Source organism: Azospirillum aestuarii (assembly GCF_016632405.1).
Lineage (GTDB): Bacteria > Pseudomonadota > Alphaproteobacteria > Azospirillales > Azospirillaceae > Azospirillum > Azospirillum aestuarii.
The window spans coordinates 833,414-857,325 of sequence record NZ_JAEPIV010000002.1 but is presented as its reverse complement, the minus strand read 5'-3'; the positions used below and the strand labels follow the sequence as shown (position 1 = coordinate 857,325).

The window sequence follows — 23,912 nt, the reverse complement described above, 5'->3', positions numbered from 1 at the left end:
GTCGCAGAGGTGGAGCAAAGCCGCACTCTATCCCGTCATCAGCCGCCGTGCAACGCACAGCATCCCCCAAATGGCATAAAGGACGACCGTCTATTTCCGGTTGTGAAACGGTCATGCAGCCGGTCGATGCCCGAGTCGCTGCCGAAATCGCGCCGCACCCGCGCGGCACCCGCCGCCGCCAGCGCCGCACGGCGGGCCGGGTCGCGGATCAGCGATTCGAGCGCGCCGCCCAGCGCGGCGGGGTCTTCGGGGTCCACCAGCGTGCCGGTGACCCCATCCTCGATCAGCTCGGCCACCGCGGCGGCGCGGGTGGACAGGCAGGCCAACCCCTGGCTCTGCGCCTCCATCAGCACGTTGGGCAGCCCGTCGCGGTCGCCGTCGCGGGCGGTGCGGCAGGGCAGGACGAACAGGTCGGCGCGGCGGTACTGGGCGATCACCGCGTCCTGGGCCTTCGCCCCCTGCCAGTCGATCCGCCCCTCCAGCCCCAGCGCCGCCGCCTGCGCCTTCAGCGCCGCCAGCCGGTCGCCGCCGCCGATGTGGGTCCAGCGCCAGTGCAGCCCGGCGGGCAGGCGCGCCAGCGCGTCGAGCAGCAGGTCGAAGCCCTTCTTCTCCACCGCCCGCCCGACCGACAGCAGCCGCACCGGATCGGCGGGGTCGCACCCGTCGCGCGCCGGGCGCGCGTCCGGCGGGGCGGGGAAGCGGCTGAAGTCCAGGCCGTGGTAAAGCAGATCCACCCGTTCCGGTTCCGGCGCCAGGGCGCGCAGGCGGGCGAGGCCGAGCGCGGTGCAGGTGACGCCCCAGCGCGCCTCCGCCAGCTTGTCCCGCAGGTCCCAGTCCGGCGAGGTCCAGATGTCCTTGGCGTGGGCGGAAAAGCTCCAGGGCAGGCCGGTCAGCAGCGCCGCGTAGCGCGCGACGCTGGCCGGCGTGTGCAGGAAATGGGTGTGCAGCCAGGTGACGTCCGCCGGCAGTTCCGCCGCCAGCACGCAGGCCTGGCCGAAGCGGCGCACGCGGTTGCGGCTGGGGTCGCGCCGCAGGTCGGCCAGCCAGGCGGCCCGCGCCGCCGGCCAGCCGGGACGCCGCCGCACCGCCGCCAGCGCGCGCAGCACGCGGGCGGGCGCGTCGCGCAGATATTCAGGCAGATAGGTCACCGGGGCGGTGACGCGGCGGTTCAGCTCGTGCACCGCCTTGTCGGTCGGTTGACGCAAGCTGACGATCAGTTGACGCAATCCCCGCCGTTCCAGCCCCAGAATCTCCTGCGCGATGAAGGTTTCCGACAGGCGGGGCCAGCCCTTGACGATGACGGCAACGGTCACGCGGCGTCCCCGGCGGCCATCTGGCGTTCCGTGGCGCAGGGTTCGGAGGACGGCTCCGGAAGGTAGCGCGCCGACAGGCGGTTGACGCTCTCCAACCCGCCGAGCAGGCCCGGCACCACGACCGAGGAGGGCGGCGCCTGCCAGGGCAGCCGCCGCAGCGCCGCCGCCATCGCCGCGGCGTCGCGCACCCCGTCGTCCATCAGGACGGAGACCAGACCCAGCTCCTGCGCGCGGGCGGCGCGGATGGTCTGCTCGCGCCGCGGCACCTCGCGCGGGACGATCAGGGCCTTCTTGTCGAAGGACAGGATCTCGCAGAAGGTGTTGTAGCCGCCCATGGCGACCACCCCGACCGCGCCCTGCATCAGCCGCTCGATCCGCGCCTCGAAGGCGGTGGCCTCGACGTTGGGCAGGGCCTCGGCGCGGGCCAGGAACTCGGCCTGGAGGTCCGGCTGCATGAAGGGGCCGAACACCAGCACGGCACGGTAGGGGATGCCGGGATCGCTCTCGTAGGCGCGCAGCACCCAGTCGACCAGCGCCTCGCCGTCGCCGCCGCCGCCGGGGGTGACCAGGATGTAGGGTTCGTCCGGCAGACCGGGACCGTGCGGGACCGCCGGGGGCACGGTGCGGTGCAGGTAGCCGGTATAGACCATCTTGTCGCGCACCGACTGCGGGACCTCGATCCCCTCCAGCGGGTCGCAGATCTGCGGCAGGCCGTAGGCCCAGATCTCGTCGTACAGGTTCTCCAGCGCCGGCAGGACCTTCTTGCGCTCCCACTCCGGGGCGAGCAGGGCCGGCTCGTCCATCACGTCGCGCAGGCCCAGAACCAGCGGCACGCCGCGGCCCTTCAGAAGCTCCAGCGTCTCCCGCACCTCGCCGCGCAGGCCGAGCGGTTCCTTGTCCACGATGAACAGGTCGGGCTGGTAGATCTCCGCCGTGTGGCGGATCAGCGAGGCCCGCATGGACAGGATCTCGTCGATGTCCAGATGCAGGTTCAGCGCCGTGTATTCCCCGTTGCGCAGCTTGATGACGCCGGGGATGCGCACGAAATCCACCCGCGTGCGGAAGTCGAAGCTGCCGACGATGGGCGAGCCGGACAGGATCAGCACGGACAGGTTGCTGTAGCGTTCCACCAGCGCATGGGCGATGGCCCGGCAGCGGCGCAGATGGCCAAGGCCGAACGTGTCATGGCTGTAGATGAGCACGCGGCCCGAGGTCGGACGTTCGCTCATGAAGTTCCTACCTCTCCCGATTGGCCTCTTGTGTCCGGCCGCGGCTTGGCCGATGAACGGGTGTGCGTCATGCCGCCGTCACGCTGGCGGCAGACCGCGTGCAGGCGAACCATAGTCCCAGCGGCCAGACGGCAGAGGGGGTAAGGTTTCTGCCTGCTCCCGGCACCGGCGTCCCCTTGCGTAGAATGGCGCTATGGAATCCAGCATTTTCCGATTCATCCTTCGGCACAGCGTCCGTCAGCAGATCGTCCTGACCCTGATGACCCTGGCGTCCTTTCCGTTCCTCTACGCCTCGCTCGACCTACCGAAGCGGATCGTCAACGAGGCGATCGCCGGGAAGAAGCTGCCGGAGTCCTTCCTAGGCTTCCATCTCGATCAGGTCAGCTATCTGTTCGTCCTATGCGGACTGTTCCTGACTTTGGTGCTGGTCAACGGCGCGTTCAAGTACGTCATCAACACCTACAAGGGCCGGCTGGGCGAGCGGATGCTGCGCCGCCTGCGGTACGAGCTGTACGTTCGCGTCCTGCGCTTCCCCCTGCCCCGCTTCCGCAAGATGTCGCCCGGGGAGATCATCCCCATGATCACGGCGGAGGTGGAGCCGCTGGGCGGCTTCATCGGGGACGCCATCGCCATCCCGGTGTTCCAGGGCGGCACCCTGCTGGTCTACATCGCCTTCATCTTCGTTCAGGACCCGGTTCTGGGGGCAGCGGCGGTGTCGCTGTACCCGTTCCAAGGCTGGCTCATCCCACGGCTGCAGCGCAAGGTCAATCAGCTTGGCAAACAGCGCGTACGTGCCATGCGCCAGATCGCCGACCGCATCGGCGAGACGGTGTCCGGCATCCAGGAGGTGCACACCCACAACACCGCGTCCTGGCATCTCGCCGATCTCAGCCACCGCCTGGGCGACGTGTACCGCATCCGTTTCGAGATTTACCAAAGAAAGTTTTTTGTCAAATTCCTGAACAACTTCATAAACCAGCTGACCCCGTTCTTTTTCTATTCGATCGGCGGATATCTGGTGATCCACGGCCAGCTGTCCTTCGGCGCGCTGGTCGCGGTGCTGGCCGCCTACAAGGACTTGGCCGCCCCTTGGAAGGAGCTTCTCGACTGGTACCAGCAGAAGGAGGACAACCGGATCAAGTACGAGCAGGTGGTGGAGCAGTTCCACGTCCCCGACCTGCTGGCCGAACGCCTGCTGCGCGAGGAGGAGGACGTCCCGTTCAAGGGCAGCCTGTCCTTCCGCAACGTCGCGTTCGGGGAGGACGGCGGCTCGCCCATCCTGGAGGGGGTGACCTGCGACATCCCGCTGGACGGCCACACAGCGCTGATCGGCGTCGGCTCCGGGCGGGACGAGCTGGCGCAGCTCGCCGCCCGCGTGCTGCTGCCCTCGTCGGGCCAGATCCGGCTGGGCGAGCGTGACTATGCAGAGCTGCCGGAAAGCGTGACCGGGCGGCGCGCCGCCTATGTCGGCGCCACCCCCTACCTGTTCTCGGCCTCGCTCTACGACAACCTCGTCTATGGGCTGCGCCACCGGCCGCTGCGCGAGAACGGCGGCAGTGAGGAAGCCGCGGAGCGGCGCAAGAAGCGGATGACCGAGTCGGTGCTGTCCGGCAACGCCACCGACGACGTGGACGCCGACTGGATCGACTACGCCGCCGCCGGCTGCGACGGGCCGGAGGATCTGAAGACCCGCATCCTGCGCGTGGTGACGATGGTATCGCTTCAGGACGACGTGTACGGCATGGGCCTCAACCGCACCGTCGATCCGGAGCGGCGCCCCGACGTGGCCGCCCGCGTGCTGGAGGCGCGCGACGCCATGCGCGCTACGATGCTGAACAACCCGGACCTGGGGCGGCTGGTGGAGCGCTTCGACCCCGACCGCTACGCCGCGAACGCCACGCTGGCGGAGAATCTGCTGTTCGGCACGCCGGTCGGCCCGATCTTCCAGACCGACGCGCTGGCCTCCAACCCCTACATGCTGCATGTGCTGGACAAGGTGGGGCTGACCGACACCATCCTGGAGACCGGCCACAAGGTGGCGGAAACCATGGTCGAGCTGTTCGCCGGCCTGCCACCCGGCCACGAGTTCTTCGAACGCTTCTCCTTCATCGGCTTCGCCGAGCTGCCGGAGTATCAGGGCATCCTGGCGCGCACCGCGAAGGAGGGTCTGGGCACGCTGCGGCCCGAGGAGCGGACGCGGCTGATGACCCTGCCCTTCAAGCTGATCGGCGCCCGCCACCGTCTGGGTCTGATGACCCCGGACCTGGAGAAGAAGCTCCTGGAGGCGCGGCACCTCTTCGCCAGCGACCTGCCGGCGGACCTGAAGCACGCCGTCGCCTTCTTCGACCCGGAGGCCTACAACGCCGCGGCCAGCATCCAGGACAACATCCTGTTCGGCAAGATGGTCTACGGGCAGGCGCAGGTGCAATCCAAGGTGGGCCGCATCGTGGCGGAGCTGGTCGACCAGCTTCACCTGCGCGACACCATCGTGGAGGTCGGGCTGGACCATCCCGTGGGGGTCGCCGGGTCGCGCCTGTCCGCGGCGCAGCGCCAGAAGGCGGCGCTGGCCCGCGCCCTGCTGAAGCGCCCGGACCTGCTGGTGCTGAGCGAGGCGACCAGCGGCCTGGACACCAGCAGCCAGACGAAGGTGCATTCCGCGATCATGGGGGAACGCAAAGGATGTGGTCTTGTGTGGGTTCTGCACCGCGCCGGCTTGGCACGGGCGTTCGAGCGAGTCATTGTAATGAAGGACGGGCGAATCGCCGAACATGGGCGCTTCGACGAGTTGAACAGGCCCGGTACGTTGTTGCATGAATTGGTGACCGCCGAATAAAGCCGGCGGCGTTGAGGAGGCAGACGGCATGAGCATCGCCGAAGAAGTCAATTGCCTGCGCAGGATTCCCCTGTTCGCCAACATCGACACTGCCAAGCTCAAGCTTCTCGCCTTTACCAGCGAACGGTTGAGCTTCCGGTCGGGCGACATCCTGTTCGAGCAGGACGAGATGGGCACCTGCGCCTACATCCTGCTGCGCGGGGAGGCCGAGGTGATCGTGACCGGCCCCGGCGGGCCGCTGGCCGTCGCGACGCTGGGGTCCAACGAGATCGTCGGCGAGATCGCCATCCTGTGCGACGTGCCGCGCACCGCCACCGTCCGCGCCAGCACCGACCTGGAGGCGCTGTGCGTGCCGAAGGACCATTTCCTTCAGATGGTCGCCGACTTCCCGCAGATGGGGCTGGAGATCATGCGCTCCCTGGCCCACCGCCTGGAGCAGACGACCGCGCGCCTGCGCGAGGTGCTGGCCGCCCAGGCGGTCTGACAACTCATGCATGTTCTTTTCCATGTCCAGCATCTGCTGGGCATCGGGCACGACCGGCGCGCCGCGCTGATCGCCCGCGGGCTGACCGAGGCCGGCGTCGCCGTCACGGTGCTGCGCGGCGGGCATCCGGTGCCGGGGATCGATTACGGCCCGGCAGCGGAGATCGTCCAGCTTCCCCCCGCCCGCGCCGCCGACAGCGGCTTCAAGACCCTGCTGGACGAGCACGACCGGCCCATCGACGACGACTGGCGGGCCCGGCGCCGCGCCGCGGTTCTGGCCACCCATGACCGGGTGCGGCCCGATGCGCTGCTGGTCGAATCCTTCCCCTTCGGACGCCGCGCCTTCCGGTTCGAGCTTCTGCCGCTGCTGGAGGCCGCGAAAGCCGGCGGGGCGGTCACCGCCGCTTCGGTGCGCGACATCCTGGTGACCAAGGCCAAGCCGGAGCGGCTGGAGGAAACCGTTTCGACGGTGGAACGGCTGTTCGACCATGTGCTGGTCCATGGCGACCCGCAATTGATCCCCTTCGCGGCGACCTTCCCCGCCGCGGCGCGGATCGCCGGCCGCATCCGCTACACCGGCTATGTCGCGGCCCCGCAGGGCGCGGACACCGAATCGACGGACGGCACGGATGAGGTGATCGTGTCGGTGGGCGGCGGGGCGGTCGGCCTGCCGCTGCTGCGGGCGGCGCTGGCGGTGCGTGCGTCAACTCCGGCCGGACTTGACGCACCATGGCGCCTGCTGGCCGGGCCGGACGTGCTGGAGGAGGACTTCCGCGCGCTCGTCGCCGCGGCCCCGCCGGGCGCCATCGTGGAGCGGGCGCGGCCCGACTTTCCCGCCCTGCTCCGCCGCTGCCGTCTGTCGATCAGCCAGGCCGGCTACAACACCGTGCTCGACGTGCTTCAGGCCGGCTGCCGGGCGGTGGTCGTCCCCTTCGCCGCGGGCAGCGAGACCGAGCAGGCCACCCGTGCCCGCCTGCTGGAGCAGCGGGGCCGTCTGGCCGTGGTCGACGAGGCCACCCTGACCCCGGAGACCCTGGCCGCGGGCCTGGCGAAGGCGCTCGCCCTGCCCCCGCCGCCGGCCATCCCGCTGCGCCTCGACGGCGCCGCCGCCACAGCCCGTCTGCTGCTGGACGCGGTGGCCTACCGCCAAGGCAACAGTCGCTAAGCCAATCAAGACGCTTGGATTTTTCCGGTGCGGGGGCCATGCTGACGGTCACCGCGTTCGCTGTCCTTCTAACCCTCTCCCCTCCGGAGAGAGGAGGGTGAGGGGGTTGCGCAAGGCGGTATGTCCGGCAAAAGCGCAACCCCCTCACCCTAACCCTCTCCCCGGAGGGGAGAGGGAACAGAACAGGCGATGACCGTGACCGCAACCGCCCCTTCCGACAGCCCGCCGCGCGCCGGTTGGGACGCGTTGACCGCCGAGCTGGACGCCTGGGCTTCCGCCGGGCGCACCGCCACTCTCTGGTGGCGCGACGACGATGCCGTCGCGCCGACGCCCGACCTCGACCGGATGATCGCCCTGTCCATCGAAACCGGCGCGCCGTTGGCCCTGGCGGTCATCCCGGCGGGCGTCACGGACGCTCTCGTCCCCGTTGTGGACGCGGCCCCCACCGTCACGGTGCTTCAGCACGGCTGGTCGCACACCGACCATGCCGCTCCCCCCGCGAAGAAGGCGGAGCTTGGCGCGGACCGGCCTGCCGCCGCCGTGCTGGCGGAGCTGGCCGAGGGACGGGCCGTGCTGGACCGCCGGTTCGGGCCACGCGCCCTGCCCGTCTTGGTGCCGCCGTGGAACCGCATCGCGCCCGGCGTCGCGGCGGGTCTGCCCGGCGCGGGCTTCGCCGGCCTGTCGGTTTTCGGGCCGCGACGTGTGTCAACCGTCAACATGATGTGTGTCAATACACACATCGACCCGGTGGCCTGGAAGGACGGCAAGCGCTTCATGGGCGACGCGGAGTCGCTGGGCATGGCGGTCGCCCATCTGCGTGCCCGGCGGCTGGGCGCGGTGGACGCGGAGGAGCCGACCGGCCTGTTGACGCATCATTTGGCGATGGACGTTGAAACCTGGGCCTTCACCGCGCGTTTCCTGACCGCGACCCGCCGTCATCCGGCGGTCCGCTGGCTGGCTGCTGAGACCCTGTTCGCCGCAGAAGGACTTCGCTGAGACATGGCCGAGCTGCCCATGGCCCGACCCTCGACCGGGGAGACGCCGACCGTCGCGGAGATGCGCTACCCCGCCGGGGCGCTGGCCGGCGACTACGCGCGGGCCGGGGCCGGGCTGGCGCTGACGGTTCTGCCGCTGGCCTTCCTGCCCGTCACCCCCTGGATCGCCGTGCCGCTGGCGGCCTGCGCGGCGCTGTTCGCCGTCTTCGCGGCGCGCACCCTGCAACGCCAGCTGACCCGCCTGACCATGGACGGCGAGGGCTTGCGGGCCGACGGGCCGCTGGGCGGCGCCATCCGCTGGGACGCGCTGTCCGGGCTGAGGCTGCGCTACTACGCGACCAGGCGGGGACGCGACGACGGTTGGATGCAGGCGACGCTGAGCGGCGGCGGCACGACCCTGCGCTTCGACAGCAACCTGGAGGGCTTCGACGCGGTGATCGAACAGGCCGCCCTCGCCGCCGGGCGCAACGGCGTGGCGCTGACCCCGGTGACGGTGGACAATCTGATCGCTCTCGGCATCGAGCCGCCGGAGGACCCCAACGAGACGAGGCCGGCGCCATGAGCCGCACGCTGCTCCGGGTGGAGGACCTGAAGGTCGATTTCCAGGTGCCGGGCGGCGTGGTCCAGGCGGTGCGCGGCGTGTCCTTCCGGGTGCGGGCGGGCTCCACCGTCGCCCTGGTCGGCGAATCCGGCTCGGGCAAGTCGGTGGCGGCGCAGTCGATTTTGCGCATCCTGCCCCGCAACGCCGCCATCGCGGATGGAAAAATCCTGTTCGACGACGGGATCGTCAACGACGGCGCCGGCCCCGTCGACATCGCTTCGCTGAAGGCCGACGGCACGGCGATGCGGGCGCTGCGCGGCGGTCGCATCTCGATCATCTTCCAGGAGCCGATGACGTCGCTGTCGCCCCTGCACACGGTGGGCGATCAGGTGGGTGAGGCGGTGCGGCTGCACCAGCGGGTGACCGCCCGGCAGGCCCGCGCCCAGGCGGAGGACATGCTGCGCCGGGTGCGCTTCCCAGACCCGAAGCGGGCGCTGGACACCTACCCGTTCGAGCTGTCGGGCGGCCTGCGCCAGCGTGCGATGATCGCCATGGCGCTGGTCTGCCGCCCCGCCCTGCTGATCGCCGACGAGCCGACAACCGCGCTGGACGTCACCATCCAGGCGCAGATCCTGAAGCTGATCAAGGACCTCCAGGCCGATCTCGGGATGGCCGTCCTGCTCATCACCCACGACCTGGGGGTGGTCGCCAACCTCGCCGACGAGGTGGTGGTGATGCACCGCGGGCGGATCATGGAATCCGGCACGCGCGAGGACATCTTCGCCGACCCCCGCCATCCCTATCTCAAGGCGCTGCTGCGCGCCGTTCCGCGCTTCCACATGGCGCCGGGGGAACGGCTGGTGCCGATCCGCTCCATCACGTCGCAGGGCGGCAGCCTGCTGGAGAAGGACCACCAGCCCTGGCCGCCCGGCGCCGACGCGGCGGGGCCGTTGCTGGCAGTGGAGGGGGTGCGCAAGCTTTACGGGGCGCGCAAGGCCGGCTGGTTCGGTGCCAAGGCCGGGGCGGGCACGCTGGCGGTGGACGACGTCAGCTTCGCCATCGCGCGCGGCGAATGCGTCGGGCTGGTCGGCGAGTCGGGCTGCGGCAAGACCACCCTGTCGAAGATCCTGATGCGCGCCCTGACTCCGGATCAGGGCAGCGTCCGCTTCAACGACCATGGCCGGATCGTCGACGTTCTGGAGCTGGAGGGTGCGGCCCTGACCGCCTTCCGCCGCAAGGTGCAGTTCGTCTTCCAGGACCCCTTCGGCTCGCTGAACCCCCGGATGACCGTCTTCGACATCATCGCCGAACCGCTGGTCATCCACGGCATCGGCGACGAGGCGGAGCGCGCCGCGCGGGTGAAGGAACTGATGGGGCTGGTCGGGCTGGACGCGCGGCATCTGCGCCGCTACCCGCACAGCTTCTCCGGCGGCCAGCGCCAGCGCATCGGCATCGCCCGCGCGCTGGCGCTGCGGCCCGAGCTTCTGCTGCTCGACGAGCCGGTGTCGGCGCTCGACGTGTCGATCCAGGCGCAGGTGCTGAACCTGCTGAAGGACCTGAAGGAGCGGCTCGGCCTGACCTACCTGTTCGTCAGCCACAATCTGGCCGTGGTGGATTACATGGCCGACCGCATCCTGGTGATGTGCCGTGGGCGGATCGTCGAGTCGGCCCCGCGCGAGGCGCTGTTCCGCAACCCCGTCCACCCCTACACCCGTGCCCTGCTGACCGCCGTGCCGGAGCCGGACCCCAGCCGCCCGCTGTCGCTGACCGACCTGGAGGAAGGCCGCGCCTCCGACCCCGCGCGCTGGCCCGCCCCCTTCACCATCGATGCGGACCATCAGCCCCATCTGGTCGATCTCGGCGGCGGCCATTGCGTGCGCGCCGACGCCGCCGTCCGCGTGCGGGAGGTGGCGTGATGATGTGGACCGTTCCCGATGCGACGTTCAATACCCTCTCCCCTCTGGGGAGAGGGAAGGGTGAGGGGGTTGCGCTTTTGCCGGACGCCCCGCCACGGGAAACCCCCTCACCCCGACCCTCTCCCCGCTTTCGGCGGACCGAAGGTCCGCCTGTCGCGTCAGCGCAAACTTCGTTTGCGCGTGAGCGGAGGGGAGAGGGAGGATGGCGGCGACGTGCCCTTCTGGCATTGGCCTTCCTCGGGCTCAGCGCCTTCGACGCGGTCGAGACGCCGATGCTGGAGAACGCGGTCGGCGCCGGGTCGCTGCCGCCGGTGGAGAAGCGGCTGCCGCTCACTCCCCTGGTCGAGCCGATGGACCGGCCCTGGCAGTCGCCGGGGCGCCATGGCGGCGACCTGCGCCTGCTGATGGCGCGGACCAAGGACACGCGGCTGATCTACGTCTACAGCTACGCCCGGCTGGTCGCGCTGACCCCGAGCCTGCGCATCGTGCCCGACATCCTGGAGCGGGTGGATGTGGCGGAAGGGCGGATCTTCACCTTCACGCTGCGCCGCGGCCACCGCTGGTCGGACGGCCATCCCTTCACGGCGGAGGACTTCCGCTACTGGTGGGAGGACATGGCCAACAACGCCAAGCGCTTCCCCGGCGGGCCGCCGCCGGAGATGCTGGTGGCCGGGGAAGCGCCGAAGTTCGAGGTGCTGGACGCCGCCGCGGTGCGCTACACGTGGACCCGCCCCAACCCCTTCTTCCTGCCGATGCTGGCCGGGGCCAAGCCGGTGGAGATCTACGCCCCGGCCCATTACCTGCGGCGCTTCCACCCCCGCTTCACCGAGCCGCTGGAGCTGAAGCAGCGCGTGGAGGAGGCGCGGCAGAAAAGCTGGCAGCAGCTTCACAACCGCAAGGACAATCTGACCGAGTTCGACAACCCGGACCTGCCGACCCTGCAGCCCTGGGTGCCGACGACCGCTCCGCCCGCGGAACGTTTCATCTTCGTAAGGAACCCCTATTTCCATCGGGTGGACCCAGCGGGGCGGCAGCTGCCCTACATCGACCGGGTCATCATGACGGTCGCCGACGCCAAGATCATCCCGGCCAAGACCGGGGCGGGCGAGAGCGACCTCCAGGCACGCTACCTGCGGTTCGACAACTACACCTTCCTGAAGCAGGGGGCGAAGCGCAACGACCAACGGGTCACGCTGTGGCGCACCGGCATCGGGGCGCAGGTGGCGCTGTTCCCCAACCTGACCTGCAACGACCCGGTGTGGCGCGCGCTGAACCGCGACGTGCGCTACCGTCGCGCCCTGTCGCTGGCCATCGACCGCGAGGAGATGAACCAGGTTATCTATTACGGCCTCGCCATCCCGTCCAACAACACGCTCTTGGAGGTCTCGCCCCTGTGGGTGCCGGCCTACCGCGACCGCTGGGCGCAGTTCGACGTCCGGCAGGCCAACCGGCTGCTCGACGAGGTCGGCCTGACGAAGCGCGACGTCAACGGCGTCCGTCTGCTGCCCGACGGCCGCCCGCTGGAGATCGTGGTGGAGACCGCCGGGGAGAGCACGGAGGAGACCGACGCGCTGGAGCTGATCGCCGACGGCTGGCGGCGCATCGGGGCGCGGCTCTACATCCGCTCCTCGCAGCTCGATGTGTTCCGCAACCGCATCTTCGCCGGCGACACCTGCATGTCCATCTCGCGCGGGCTGGACAACGCCATCGCCACAGCGGACATGAGCCCCGGCGAGCTGGTGCCGGTCGATCAGGCCAAGTACCAGTGGCCGAAATGGGGACAGTTCTTCCAGACCATGGGCAAGGACGGCGAGCGCCCCGACATGCCCGAGGCGCGCGACCTGCTGGAGGCCTTCCGCGCCTGGCGCGACGCCCCGGACGAGGCGGGGCGGGCGGCGGCCTGGACCCGCATCCTGACGCTCAACGCCGATCAGGTCTTCACCATCGGCACGGTGGCCGGGGTGCCGCAGCCGGTGGTGGCGCGCCGCACCCTGCGCAACGTGCCGGAGGAGGGTCTGTTCAACTACGACCCCGGCGCGCATTTCGGGCTGTACCGGCCCGACGGCTTCTGGTTCGACAGAAAGGGGTGAGGCCATGCTGGGCTACGTGATCCGCCGCATCCTCATCATGATCCCGACGCTGCTGGCGATCAGCGTCATCACCTTCGTCATCATCCAGCTTCCCCCCGGCGACTATCTGACCACGCTGGTCAACGAGATGCAGAGCCGGGGAGAGAGCATGGACCAGGGACGGCTGGCCATGCTGCGCGAGACCTACGGGCTCGACCGGCCGATGTACGAGCAGTACGCGCTGTGGCTGGCCGGCATGCTGCGCGGCGACTTCGGCTATTCCTTCGAATACAACCTGCCGGTGTCGGACGTGGTGGGCGACCGGCTGTCGCTGACCGCCATCGTGTCCTTCGCGACCATCCTCTTCATCTGGGTGGTGTCCTTCCCCATCGGCATCTATTCGGCGACGCGGCAGTACAGCCTGGGCGACTATGTCCTGACTTTCCTCGGCTTCCTGGGGCTGGCGACGCCCAGCTTCCTGCTGGCGCTGGTGATGCTGTATTTCGCCAACGTATGGTTCGGCACCTCGATCGGCGGGCTGATGGACCCGCGCTACATCGGCCAGCCCTGGAGCTGGGGCAAGGCGATGAGCGTGTTCGAGCACATGTGGATTCCGGTGATCGTCATCGGCACCGCCGGCACCGCCGCGATGATCCGCCGCCTGCGCGCCAACCTGCTGGACGAGCTGCACAAGCCCTACGTCGTCACCGCGCGGGCCAAGGGCCTGCCGCCGGGCCGGGCGCTGGTGAAGTACCCGCTGCGGGTGGCGCTGAACCCCTTCGTGTCCGACATCGGCAACCTGCTGCCGCAGGTCGTCTCCGGCGCCGCCATCGTGTCGGTGGTGATGTCGCTGCCGACGACGGGGCCGATGCTGCTCCAGGCGCTGCGCAGCCAGGACATGTATCTGGCCGGCTCCTTCCTGATGTTCCTGGCGGTTCTGACGGTGATCGGGGTCTTCCTGTCCGATCTGGCGCTGGCCGCGCTCGACCCGCGCATCCGCCTGAGCGGGGGAGCCAGCCGATGAGCGCCTCCCTTCCGACCCGGACTCCCCTGCCCCACACCCCCCTGCCCCACACCGTCGACACCGCCCCCTGGGACCCCGACGAGGTCGAGCGGCTGTCGCCGGAGCAGGAGCGCTTCACCACCGCCTCGCAATGGCGCATGGTCTGGTGGAAGCTGCGGCGGCACAAGCTGGCGGTGGCGTCGGGGATCGTGCTGCTGCTGCTCTACGCCTCGACCCTGGTCAGCGAGGTCCTTGCCCCCTACGCGGTGGACAGCCGCAATTCCCACTTCATCCACGCCCCGCCGCAGAGCGTGCACCTGTTCCACGAGGGGCAATTCGTCGGTCCCTTCGTCTACGGCTACCGCTATCACCTCGACATGGAGATCCTGAAACGGGAGTACACGCCGGACCTGACGAAGGTGCAGCCGATCCGCTTCTTCTGCCGCGGCGACCGTTACGAGTTCTGGGGACTGGTGGAGAGCGACTGGCACCTCGCCTGCCCGGCGGAGGGCGGAACGCTGTTCCTCATGGGCACCGACCGGCTGGGGCGGGACCTGCTGTCGCGGATGATCTACGGCACGCGCATCTCGCTGACCATCGGGCTGATCGGCGTCGCGGTCAGCTTCGTGCTGGGCATCGTGATCGGCGGCATCGCCGGCTATTACGGCGGCTGGGTGGACAACCTGATCCAGCGGCTGATCGAAATCATCCGCTCCTTCCCCGAGCTGCCGCTGTGGATGGCCCTGTCCGCCGCCCTGCCCGTCACCTGGAACCCGATCTTCATCTATTTCGGGATCACGGTGATCCTGGGCCTTCTGGAATGGACGGGCCTCGCCCGCGCCGTGCGGTCGAAGCTGCTGGCCCTGCGCGAGGAGGACTTCACCACCGCCGCCCAGCTGATGGGCGCCAGCCCGGCGCGCATCATCGGGCGGCATCTGCTGCCCAGCTTCATGAGCCACCTGATCGCCTCGGCGACGCTGGCCATCCCCGGCATGATCCTGGGCGAGACGGCGCTGAGCTTCCTCGGCCTCGGCCTGCGCCCGCCGATCACCAGCTGGGGGGTGCTGCTGACCGAGGCGCAGAACATCAACGTGGTGGCGCTGTACCCCTGGCTGATGCTGCCGGTGCTGCCGGTGATCGTGACCGTGCTGAGCTTCAACTTCCTCGGCGACGGCCTGAGGGATGCGGCGGACCCGTATCGGTAACCCTCAGGGCTTCTTTTTCGCCGCGGGCTCCGGCTGCTCCTTGAGGGAGGCCAGCACCATGCGGACGCGGGCGAGGTCGGCGTCGTTGCCCTTTGCCAGGGCGGCGGCGGGCACGGCCTTGGCCGGGGCGCGCTTGGGCGGGGCGGGCTCGGCCGCCGCGACCTGCGTCCGCGGAGCGGGTGATGCCTTGGTGGCGACCGCCTTGCCCGACGCGGCTTTCGCGGGGGTCGCCCTGGCTTCCAGGATGCGGGGGTCGCCGCCCTTCGGGCTCCAGGTGCGGACCGGGCCGGTGTCGACATGGACGTGGCCGGTGTGGGGGTAGAGCGCGTAGCCGCCGCGCTGCAGGGCCGCGGCCTCGTCGGCGAGACGGCGGGGCGGGACGCCGGGAATGGAGATGTCGGCGGCCTGCCCGCGCAAGTGATAGCTGTTTTCCGCCACGTTCGGGTTGCTGCGGGCCAGCGTGACGTTGGTCAGCGGCGAGCGGTAGCCGGAGGTGATGTGGACCGGCGTGTCGGGGTCGGCGCCGCAGCGGTCCCGCAGGTCGGCCAGAAGCTCCACCAGGGTGGGGTCGACGGGCACCGTCTCGCCGGTGCGGCGGTCGCGGAACAGGCTGGCGATGCGGTCCAGAGCCTGAGGATCATAGCCGTCGGCGCGGCGGTAGGTGACGCTGACCGTCTCGCCGCTGGCGGGATGGTGCAGGACGATCGAGCGGGGGCCGCCATCGAACGAGGCCTGGGGACCCGGAGTGGAGGCGCAGCCGGCGAGCGTTCCGCCGGCGAGCAGGCCCAGCAACGATAAGCGCAGAAGATGCCGCATGCGTCTCCCCAGAGTTCTCTCTGCGGTTGCAGGCGGTTTTCATACCATAATTGTCACACGATCCGGCAGTGACAACGGGCCACGGGACGCGAACGGAGGCTTGGCCGTGTCCCCGGCGCATCACTGTCCAAGGGGATAGTTGCCGATCAGAGAGGAAGCGCCATGCCCTCGCGGGCGACCAGCGTTCCGGGGCGCCGGGCTTCGGCGGCGGTGGCGATGACGTCCAGATCGGCGTCGGTGCGCCGGGGGTCGTGGTGGAAGATGACCGCGCGCTTCACATCGGCCTCGTCGGCGATGCGCAGACACTCCTCCCAGGTCGAGTGACCCCAGCCGACGCGGGCGGCGTATTCGGCGTCGGTGTAGGTGCAGTCGTAGATCAGCAGGTCGCTGCCGCGCACCAGCTCCATCACGGCGGGGTCGCGCCCGTCGGCCGGGTGCTCGGTGTCGGTGACGTAGCACAGGCTGCGCCCGGCGAACTCCACGCGGTAGCCGGTGGCCCCGTCCGGATGGTTCAGCCGGGCGGTGCGCACGGTGACGCCCGGTTTCACCGCCAGCGTCTCGCCGCTGACGAAATCGAGGAAGGTGCAGTCGGCCCGGAAGATTTCCACCGGCACCGGGAACAGCGGCGCCGACATCATGCATTCCAGAACGGAGCGCATCGTCCGCTCCCGCTCCAGATGGCCGGCCCTGATCCGCACGCGGCTGGCCGCGTCGAAGGCCGGCGCGAAGAAGGGCAGGCCGCAGATGTGGTCGAGGTGGCTGTGGGTCAGCAGCAGATCGACGTCCACCGCCTCCCCCCGGCGCATCAGCGCCTCGCCCAGCGGGCGCAGGCCGGTGCCGGCGTCGAGGACCAGGAGAGCGTCCCCGCAGCGCAGCTCGACGCAGGGGGTGTTGCCGCCGTAGCGGACCGTGTCCGGCCCCGGGGAGGCGATGCTGCCGCGCACGCCCCAGAAGCGAACGGTGAAGTCCGGCGGGGTGTCAGGCACACCGGAACAGGCGTCGGAAACGGTTCGTGCCGTCATGGTACCGACAATTTGGCGGTAGGGCTCTCGCGAGTCGAGTGAAAAGGTTGTTTCACGAAACGACTCGCCGGCCCGTCCAATGGTCGATCCGGGGCCGACCAGGGGAGCCGATCCGCCTCGATGAAAGGGGGAGGGCGCGGAACGGAGGTAGGAGGAAAGGGCGCGCCGCACCGCCGAGATGCGGAGGTGCCCAATCCACTAAGATGTGGTAGTTTGCGCCCGTTCGCCCATCGACGCGAAAAATCGCCTCCGGACCCCGCCCCCTCGGATGGACCCAGACAAACTCGCCAAAGTCCTCGCCATGGCCGAGTCGGAGCATCAGGGCGAGGCCCAGTCCGCTCTGCGCGCCGCGCGCATCATGCTGTCGAGGGCCGGCCTGTCGTTCCGCGATCTCGCCCGCGGCGCCCGTCCGGTCTCCACCGCCCCGGAACCGCCGCCCGCCGCCAGCGCCCCGCCGCCCGACCGTCCGCCGCCGCCCGACCAGTTGGTCCAGGGGCTGCGCCGCCAGGTGCGCGACCTGGAGCTGGAGATCGCCGGGCTGAAACGGCAGCTTGAAAAGAGCAACGGCGACATGGAGCGCCAGCGGGAGGAGGCCGACCGCTGGCGCGGCCTCGCCCGCGAAACCGCGGAAAAGCTCTGGGACCTCGGCAAAGCGCTGGAGCGCAAGCACAGCCGCCACACCAGCCTGGACAAGCGCCGCGCCATCCTGGACCTGCTGCAGGACCCCGGCAGCGCCCTGCTGGCCGATCACGAGATCGCGCGTCGGGTCGGAACCTCGACCAAGCTGGTCGCCCATTGGCGCCGCCGGCTGGCCATCGTCGGGCGGAAGATCCGCCTGCTGCCCGTGGTGCCGCGCGGCCGCGGCCTGTGGGGCGGCGGGCGTCCGGCCGGTCCGGCCCGCGGCGGAGCGGCCCTGGAGAACAAGCGCCAGCGCTGGATGGGCTATCCAGTCGCCGTCACCATCGCGGACCGTTCAGGACCGCCCGGCAAGCGGCCCTGACACGGCTCTCCCGTTTCAGTTGGACGATCCGTTCCCATCGGTCGGCGCACTGCCCATATCCGCCGGTGTTCCCGCCGGTGCCTGGGCGCTGGGCGAGCGATCCGTCACCGCGACGCGCCAGACCGTGTTCGACAGGTCGTCGGCGACGATCAAGGCGCCCTTCGGGTCCACCGTGACGCCGACCGGCCGGCCATAGGTCTTGCCGTCCTCGCCCATGAAGCCGGTCACGACCTCGACCGGGGCGCCGGCGGGGGCGCCGTCGCGGAAGGGGACGAAGATCACCTTGTAGCCACTGGGCACGCTGCGGTTCCAGCTGCCATGCTCGCCGACGAACACCCCGTCGGCGAAGCGCTCGCCCATCACCGGCGAGGAGAAGGCGACGCCGAGTGCCGCGACGTGCGAGCCCAGGCTGTAGTCCGGCTTGATCGCCGCGGCGACCAGCTCGGGCTTCTGCGGCTGGGCGCGCGGGTCGACGTTCTGGCCCCAATAGCTGTAGGGCCAGCCGTAGAAGCCGCCCTCGCGGACCGAGGTCAGGTAATCGGGGACGAGGTTGGGGCCAAGCTCGTCGCGCTCGTTCACCACCGCCCACAGCGTGCCCGTTCCCGGCTGGATGGCCAGCGCGGTGGGGTTGCGCAGTCCGGTGGCGTAGGGCCGGTGCGCGCCCGTCTGCGCATCGATCTCCCAGACCATCGCGCGGTCGGCCTCGGCGGGCATCCCGCGTTCGGTGATGTTGCTGTTGGAACCGATGCCGACATAGAGGAACCGCCCGTCCGGACTGGCGGCCAGCGACTTGGTCCAGTGATGGTTGATGTAGGAGGGCAGGTCGGTGACCTTTTCCGGCGGCCCCTCGGCGCGGGTCTGGCCGTCGCGGTAGGGGAAGCGCACCAGCGCGTCCTGGTTCGCGACGTAAATCTGGCCGTTCACGAAGGCCAGCCCGTAGGGCGCGTTCAGCTGGTCGGCGAAGACCGTGCGCTCCTCGTACCGGCCGTCGCCGTCGGCGTCGCGCAGCAGGGTGACGCGGTTGCCGCTGGGGACCGAGGTGGTTCCCCTGGCCTTGATGATCCCCGCGATGACGTCCTTGGGCCGCAGCGGCGGGGCCGAGCCGCCCCGGCCTTCGGCGACCAGGATGTCGCCGTTGGGAAGGACGAGGGTCTGGCGCGGGATGCCGAGGTCGGTGGCGATCGCCGTGACGGTGAAGCCCTCCGGCACGGTCGGCTTCCGGTCGCCCCAGGAGGCCGGGTTGGCGATCTTCATGCTGGGCAGCAGCCCGTGCTGCTGCTCGGGCAGCGGCGGGTTGGCGCCGTAGACGGGCGGAGACGGGTTGTCGTTGTTGTCGCAGGCGGCCAGCAGGGCGACGAGCGCGGCAGCGGCCAGCAGGCTGGAGCGTTTCATCGCGTCTCTCCCATGCGCAGGCCCATGCGGAAGCTGGAGAAGCCGAACCAGGTCGCCAGGGCGGCGGTCAGGGTGACGGCCGCCGACAGGATCAGACCTTCCGGCATGGTTCCCCAGGCGTCCCGCGCGTGCACGAAGGCGTTGACGAGGCCGAGCGCGACGGTGATGAACAGCAGGACGAAGTAGGCGAGCCCGCGACCGCGGCGCCGACCGGCGCGGAACAGGTCGATGAAGGCCCAGAGGAGCGAGAAGCCGGCGAAGACCATGCCGCCGGCGATCAGCCAAGCGGCGAAGTTGCTCCACTGGATCTCGAAGCTCCTGGAATAGGCGATGTCGCAGAGCAGGCCCCCCAGGAACAGCGGAAGGGAGGCGGCGAGCAGCACCGCGTGCAAGGGATGGATGGCCCTTGCCGGTCTGCCGTGATCGACGATGGCAACCAAGACGTCATCTCCTTGCCCGACGGGGGTCCATGCCGAAACGGCCTGGAAATCAATCCTTTCAATGGGTAGGCAGGGAGATGGTTCCGCGTGGCCGCCGGCCGGGGATCAGGGCACCAGCCGGTAGCCGCCGGGCTCCGTCACCAGGATTTCCGCGTTGGACGGATCGCGCTCGATCTTCTGGCGCAGGCGGTAGACATGGGTTTCCAGCGTGTGGGTGGTGACCCCGGCGTTGTAGCCCCACACCTCGCCCAGCAGCGTCTCGCGCCCGATCACCGCGCCGCCGGCCCGGTACAGGTATTTCAGGATCGCCGTTTCCTTCTCGGTCAGGCGGATCTTGCGGGCGCCGCCGTCCGCCAGGAGCAGCTTGCCCGCCGGGCGGAAGCTGTAGGGGCCGATGGCGAAGACGGCGTCCTCGCTCTGCTCGTGGACGCGGAGATGGGCGCGCAGCCGGGCCAGCAGCACCCCCATGCGGAAGGGCTTGGTGACATAGTCGCTGGCCCCGGAATCGAGCCCCAGGATGGTGTCGGCGTCGGAGGCCGCCGCGGTCAGCATGATGACCGGGCAGCGCACCCCCTCGCGCCGCAGCAGGCGGCACAGGTCGCGCCCGTCCATGTCCGGCAGCCCGACGTCCAGCAGGATGGCGGCGAAACCGCCTTCCCGCGCCACGGCCAGGGCCGACGCGCCGTCCCCGGCCTCCACCGTCTCGAATTCCTCCAGAAGCTGGAGCTGCTCGGCGAGGGACTGCCGGAGGGCGGTGTCGTCGTCGATCAGAAGGATGCGTTTCGCAGGCGTCATTCGGGGGCGTTCACCGGTGGCTCCGGGCGCGGAACTTATCATGGCCCGCGCGGGATTGCCCTAGCCTTATCGGAAGGGCCGCCTGTGCGGATCGTCAGGCCCCCCACAGGCTGTCCAGCCGGGCCGCCCCGGCGCCGTCCGGGGAGAGGACGACCACCGTCTCCGGGACGAGGCCGAGGTCCGCCACCGCCCGCGCCGCCGCCGCGTCCGGCACGGCGACGGCGCGCATCAGCGCCAGCGCGCCCTGCTCCAGATGGCGGCGGGCGGCGGCTTCCTCCGCCGTCAGGCCGGGCTCCCGCCAGAGCAGCCGTTCCACCAGCGCAACCAGCCTCAGGCGCCGGTTGTCCATCGCCAGGGCGGCGGCGAGGCCGGGCAGGGCGGCGCCGTCCACCAGCACCCGCGCCCCGTCCGGCAGGCGCGACAGCGCGATGTCCGCCGCCAGCACCGCCGAGGGGTCGAGCCGCGGGTAATCGCCCGGCAGGGCATGGCGCAGGACGTTGTGACCCTGGCCCTCCAGCGCTAGCGCCACGCGCTCCGCGTAGCCGTCCGGCGCCCGGTTGGCGGGGAGGAGGAGATGCAGGGCGGGCTGGTCCGCCATGGCGATGGGCCTCGCTTGCAGGGAAGGGAAGGAGAGGGACGGCGAGCATAGCGCAAGCCGGATTCGCCCGCACCGGCGGCGGTTTGCGCCATCGTTGCACCGTCGGCAACGGTGTGGCGCGCGGGATTTGCTGGACAGGGGTGCGCCACCTGCGCTTTGCTTCCCGCGCTCTCCGACCCATGTCGGGATCTTTCGCCCTTCGGGGCGCAGCACGCGAAGCCTCCGTTATGTACGCCGACGCCCCTTCCGACTCCGCCCCGCCCGAAGCCGTCCTGCCCATGGACGAAGCCGCCATGCGCGCGGTGGACCGGGCGACGGCCGCCCTGCGCCGGGGCGAGGCCGTCGCCATCGAGACCGCCGACGGCAGCGTCGGCGCCGCGGTGTCGGTGGAATCCGTGGCGATCGACGCCGTGCAGCGGCTGGTCCAGCTGACCGGCGCCGCGCCGGTCCTGGCCGTTACCCGCCGCCGTGCCACGGTGCTGAAGCTGATGGGCGAGGGGACGGGCGTCGTCGCCCTGTCGCTTCCCCGCTGCCTGACCGCGGACGAGGCCCACGCGCTGGCCGACCCCGAACATCGCCCGGATGGCGACATGCCGGACAGCCTGACCGCCACGGCGATGGACCCCGGTTCGCGCGAGACCGCGGCGGTGGACCTTGCCCGGCTGGCGCGCCTGCTGCCGGCGGCCATCGTCGCCCCGGCCGCCGGCCACACCGGCAGCGCCGCGGCGTGGGCGGCGCAGCACGACCTGCTGCTGGTCCGCGCCCGCGACATCGCCGATTACCGCGTTCATGTGGTGCGCACGCTGCGCCGGGTGGCCGAGGCGCGCGTTCCCTTGTCCGGCGCCGAGAACACCAGCATCGCCGCCTTCCGCCCCATCGACGGCGGGCCGGAGCATCTGGCGATCATCGTCGGCAACCCGGTGGCGGGCGAGCCGGTGCTGGCCCGCCTGCATTCGGAATGCTTCACCGGCGACCTGCTGGGCAGTTTGCGCTGCGACTGCGGCCAGCAGCTGCGCGGCGCCATCGCGGAGATCGCCCGGCAGGGCAGCGGCGTCCTGCTCTATCTGGCGCAGGAGGGTCGGGGGATCGGCCTCGTCAACAAGCTGCGCGCCTACCGCATCCAGGACCGCGGTTTCGACACGGTGGACGCCAACGAGATCCTCGGCTTCGAGGCCGACGAACGGGTCTATCTGCCGGCGGCGGAAATGCTGCGGCAGCTGGGCTTCACCGCCGTGCGGCTGATGACCAACAACCCGGAGAAGCTGCGCCAGCTCGCCCGCTGCGGGATCGAGGTGGTCGAGCGCGTTCCCCACATCTTCCCGTCCAACGGCCACAACGAAGGCTATCTGCGCACCAAGGCGGAGCGCAGCGGGCACATGTTCTGAGAATCGACTCTTCGGGGGGCAGGAAACGCCCCTTGCCCGGCAGCTCTTGCCGGGTCGCGGTCCGGAGTTGAGCCGAAAGCGCCCGAGGAGACTGGATTCCAGCCCAAAGGGCTGGCACGCCGGTTGCTTAGGGTAGGGCTGGACACCGCGACGGGAGACCGCCCATGGCCATCGACGCCACCACCATCGACGCCGCCGCCGCTTCGCGGCCGGTGCAGCGCGAGCGGTCGCCGACCCAAGCGATCCCCACCCTGACGGTCACGGAAAGCCGGGACAGCCCCGACCGGTACGAGGCCGAGGCCGAGATGTCCTTCGGCGACTTCCTCGACATCATCAACCCGCTTCAGCACATCCCCCTCGTCAACACCGTTTACCGCGAGGTCACCGGCGACACGATCAAGCCGTCGTCCAAGGTCATCGGCGGCATCCTGTTCGGCGGCCCGCTGGGCGGCATGGCGTCGATCGCCAACGCGGTGGTGGAACAGGCCCAGGGCAAGGACATCGGCGGGCAGATCATGGCGTCGCTCGGCTTCGGCGACGAGGCTGGCGGCCATGCTCCCCCCGGCACCGCCGGAGCCACCGCGGTCGCCGCCCAGCCGGACTCCGCCGCCGGGCGCTCGGCGCCGGACGTTGCGGCTGCGGCTGCCCAGCAGGCCCGCACCGTCACGGCGGAGCTGCCGGACGCCAAGCGCCCGGCGGCACCCTCGCATGGGGTGGGGGCGGCGGTGACCGGGTCCGGGCGCGATGGCCTTGCGGACTCCGGCACGCCGCATCCCTCCCGCATGCCGGCGCGCGACACCCCGCTGGCGAACAGCCTGATGGCCAAATACGCCGCCGCCAAGCCGCATTCCTCCACCATCGGTTTCGCAGCAACGGCGACCCCCTCCGGGGTCCGGAAGGCCTCGGAGGTCCAGGCGCCCGCGACCCAACCGAACGCAGCGGCCGACGGGGGGGCTGCGAACGCGCCGACACCGGCGAACACCGCCCCGGCCGCCGCCAACAGCAACGCCTTCGCGCCCGTGACACCGGACATGCTGTCTGAGACGATGATGCGCAATCTGGCCAAGTACGAGCAGGGCCGGCGGGCCGCGCAGGCCCCGGCGCCCAGCCTGCGGGTGTCGGGCTGAGCGCGATGACCCCGGAAACGGGTGGGCCGGAAACGGGTGAGGGAAGGGCGATGGAGATCACGGTTCGTCTTGCGGACCCGCCGTCCGAAGGCCGTCTCGACTGGCCCGGCGGTTCGTTCCGCTGTGTGCTGGGCCGCGGCGGCATCCGCTCCGACAAGCGGGAGGGCGACGGCGCCACCCCGGTCGGCCGCTTCGCGCTGCGCCGCGTGCTGTGGCGCGACGACCGGCTGGCGCAGCCCGAGACGGGCCTGCCGACGGCGCCCATCGCTCCCGACGACGGCTGGTGCGACGACCCCGCGGACCCCGCCTACAACCATCCGGTCAAGCGCCCCTGCGCCGCCAGCCACGAGGAGCTGTGGCGCGACGACCACGTCTACGACGTCATCGTGGTGATGGGGCACAACGACGATCCGGTGGTGCCGGGTCTGGGCAGCGCCGTGTTCATGCATGTGGCGCGGCCCGACGGGGCGCCCACGGCGGGCTGCGTCGCGCTGCCCCTGCCGGACCTGCTGCGGCTTCTCAAGGATTGCGCGCCTGGCACCGTGCTGACCGTGCCGGACCCGGCGGAATAAGGGCGCGGCTTAA

General features: G+C 70.5%; 21 protein-coding genes. 13 read left to right on the top strand and 8 right to left on the bottom strand.

The window, feature by feature from the left end:
• Window positions 1-38: 38 nt before the first annotated feature.
• Together JJL56_RS08680 and JJL56_RS08675 are read right to left on the bottom strand one after the other, a co-directional pair.
• Window positions 39-1,313, bottom strand: coding sequence for a glycosyltransferase (locus tag JJL56_RS08680; protein WP_200484914.1), 1,275 nt, complete (start codon window positions 1,311-1,313; stop codon window positions 39-41).
• Entirely contained in the window at window positions 1,310-2,542 is a 1,233-nt protein-coding gene (locus JJL56_RS08675; protein ID WP_200484913.1) for a glycosyltransferase family protein, read from the bottom strand. The genes JJL56_RS08680 and JJL56_RS08675 overlap by 4 nt, the downstream gene beginning before the upstream one ends.
• 193 nt (window positions 2,543-2,735) lie before the next feature.
• Here JJL56_RS08675 and JJL56_RS08670 point away from each other — a divergent pair, with 193 nt between their 5' ends.
• The 9 genes from JJL56_RS08670 to JJL56_RS08630 all read left to right on the top strand — a co-directional run bounded on the left by JJL56_RS08670 (window position 2,736) and on the right by JJL56_RS08630 (window position 14,752).
• A complete protein-coding gene (locus JJL56_RS08670; RefSeq protein ID WP_145623200.1) occupies window positions 2,736-5,375 on the top strand; it encodes an ABC transporter ATP-binding protein in 2,640 nt (879 codons plus the stop codon).
• 28 nt (window positions 5,376-5,403) lie between these two features.
• Entirely contained in the window at window positions 5,404-5,859 is a 456-nt protein-coding gene (locus JJL56_RS08665; protein WP_145623199.1) for a cyclic nucleotide-binding domain-containing protein, read from the top strand.
• Between the two features lie 6 nt (window positions 5,860-5,865).
• Window positions 5,866-7,023 carry a glycosyltransferase family protein gene (locus JJL56_RS08660; protein WP_200484912.1) on the top strand — a complete coding sequence of 386 codons (1,158 nt, stop codon included), beginning with the start codon at window positions 5,866-5,868 and terminating at the stop codon, window positions 7,021-7,023.
• Window positions 7,024-7,212: 189 nt separating this feature from the next.
• Window positions 7,213-8,019 (top strand): polysaccharide deacetylase family protein, encoded by an 807-nt coding sequence (locus tag JJL56_RS08655; protein ID WP_211111788.1) that lies wholly within the window; start codon window positions 7,213-7,215, stop codon window positions 8,017-8,019.
• A 3-nt stretch (window positions 8,020-8,022) separates the two neighbouring features.
• The gene (locus JJL56_RS08650) at window positions 8,023-8,580 is read left to right on the top strand and encodes a hypothetical protein (RefSeq protein ID WP_145623197.1); all 558 of its coding nucleotides are present in this window, start codon (window positions 8,023-8,025) and stop codon (window positions 8,578-8,580) included.
• Window positions 8,577-10,475: an ABC transporter ATP-binding protein gene (locus JJL56_RS08645; protein ID WP_200484911.1), complete on the top strand. Its 1,899-nt coding sequence runs from the start codon at window positions 8,577-8,579 to the stop codon at window positions 10,473-10,475. Before JJL56_RS08650 ends, JJL56_RS08645 begins: the two co-directional genes overlap by 4 nt.
• A gap of 227 nt (window positions 10,476-10,702) precedes the next feature.
• Entirely contained in the window at window positions 10,703-12,565 is a 1,863-nt protein-coding gene (locus JJL56_RS08640) for an ABC transporter substrate-binding protein (protein ID WP_247890977.1), read from the top strand.
• 4 nt (window positions 12,566-12,569) lie between these two features.
• Complete coding sequence (locus JJL56_RS08635; protein WP_119507538.1) at window positions 12,570-13,568, top strand: ABC transporter permease; 999 nt, start codon at window positions 12,570-12,572, stop codon at window positions 13,566-13,568.
• On the top strand, window positions 13,565-14,752 hold the full coding sequence (locus JJL56_RS08630; protein WP_200484910.1) for an ABC transporter permease: 1,188 nt from the start codon (window positions 13,565-13,567) through the stop codon (window positions 14,750-14,752). The genes JJL56_RS08635 and JJL56_RS08630 overlap by 4 nt, the downstream gene beginning before the upstream one ends.
• Before the next feature lie 3 nt (window positions 14,753-14,755).
• On the opposite strand, the gene JJL56_RS08625 is transcribed toward JJL56_RS08630, so the two are convergent.
• Window positions 14,756-15,568: a YcbK family protein gene (locus JJL56_RS08625; protein ID WP_200484909.1), complete on the bottom strand. Its 813-nt coding sequence runs from the start codon at window positions 15,566-15,568 to the stop codon at window positions 14,756-14,758.
• Window positions 15,569-15,714: 146 nt separating this feature from the next.
• Window positions 15,715-16,590, bottom strand: coding sequence for an MBL fold metallo-hydrolase (locus tag JJL56_RS08620; RefSeq protein WP_145623192.1), 876 nt, complete (start codon window positions 16,588-16,590; stop codon window positions 15,715-15,717).
• Window positions 16,591-16,858: 268 nt separating this feature from the next.
• Between JJL56_RS08620 and JJL56_RS08615 the strand changes: the two genes are divergently transcribed.
• A complete protein-coding gene (locus JJL56_RS08615) occupies window positions 16,859-17,590 on the top strand; it encodes a hypothetical protein (protein WP_247889248.1) in 732 nt (243 codons plus the stop codon).
• A gap of 15 nt (window positions 17,591-17,605) precedes the next feature.
• Here the strand turns inward: JJL56_RS08615 and JJL56_RS08610 are convergent, their stop codons facing one another.
• The 4 genes from JJL56_RS08610 to JJL56_RS08595 form a co-directional block, all read right to left on the bottom strand.
• Window positions 17,606-18,982, bottom strand: a complete 1,377-nt coding sequence (locus JJL56_RS08610; RefSeq protein WP_200484908.1) for a PQQ-dependent sugar dehydrogenase — start codon at window positions 18,980-18,982, stop codon at window positions 17,606-17,608.
• Window positions 18,979-19,422, bottom strand: coding sequence for a DUF2231 domain-containing protein (locus tag JJL56_RS08605; RefSeq protein ID WP_145623190.1), 444 nt, complete (start codon window positions 19,420-19,422; stop codon window positions 18,979-18,981). The genes JJL56_RS08610 and JJL56_RS08605 overlap by 4 nt, the downstream gene beginning before the upstream one ends.
• A 105-nt stretch (window positions 19,423-19,527) precedes the next feature.
• Window positions 19,528-20,217 (bottom strand): response regulator transcription factor, encoded by a 690-nt coding sequence (locus JJL56_RS08600; RefSeq protein ID WP_145623189.1) that lies wholly within the window; start codon window positions 20,215-20,217, stop codon window positions 19,528-19,530.
• 94 nt (window positions 20,218-20,311) lie between these two features.
• Entirely contained in the window at window positions 20,312-20,815 is a 504-nt protein-coding gene (locus JJL56_RS08595; protein ID WP_200484907.1) for a glycosyl transferase, read from the bottom strand.
• A 227-nt stretch (window positions 20,816-21,042) separates the two neighbouring features.
• Between JJL56_RS08595 and ribA the strand changes: the two genes are divergently transcribed.
• The 3 genes from ribA (at window position 21,043) to JJL56_RS08580 (ending at window position 23,899) form a co-directional block, all read left to right on the top strand.
• Window positions 21,043-22,200 carry a GTP cyclohydrolase II gene (gene ribA, locus JJL56_RS08590; protein ID WP_200484906.1) on the top strand — a complete coding sequence of 386 codons (1,158 nt, stop codon included), beginning with the start codon at window positions 21,043-21,045 and terminating at the stop codon, window positions 22,198-22,200.
• Window positions 22,201-22,364: 164 nt separating this feature from the next.
• Window positions 22,365-23,327 (top strand): hypothetical protein, encoded by a 963-nt coding sequence (locus JJL56_RS08585; protein WP_200484905.1) that lies wholly within the window; start codon window positions 22,365-22,367, stop codon window positions 23,325-23,327.
• A 50-nt stretch (window positions 23,328-23,377) separates the two neighbouring features.
• Complete coding sequence (locus tag JJL56_RS08580; RefSeq protein ID WP_145623186.1) at window positions 23,378-23,899, top strand: L,D-transpeptidase family protein; 522 nt, start codon at window positions 23,378-23,380, stop codon at window positions 23,897-23,899.
• Window positions 23,900-23,912 lie beyond the last annotated feature (13 nt).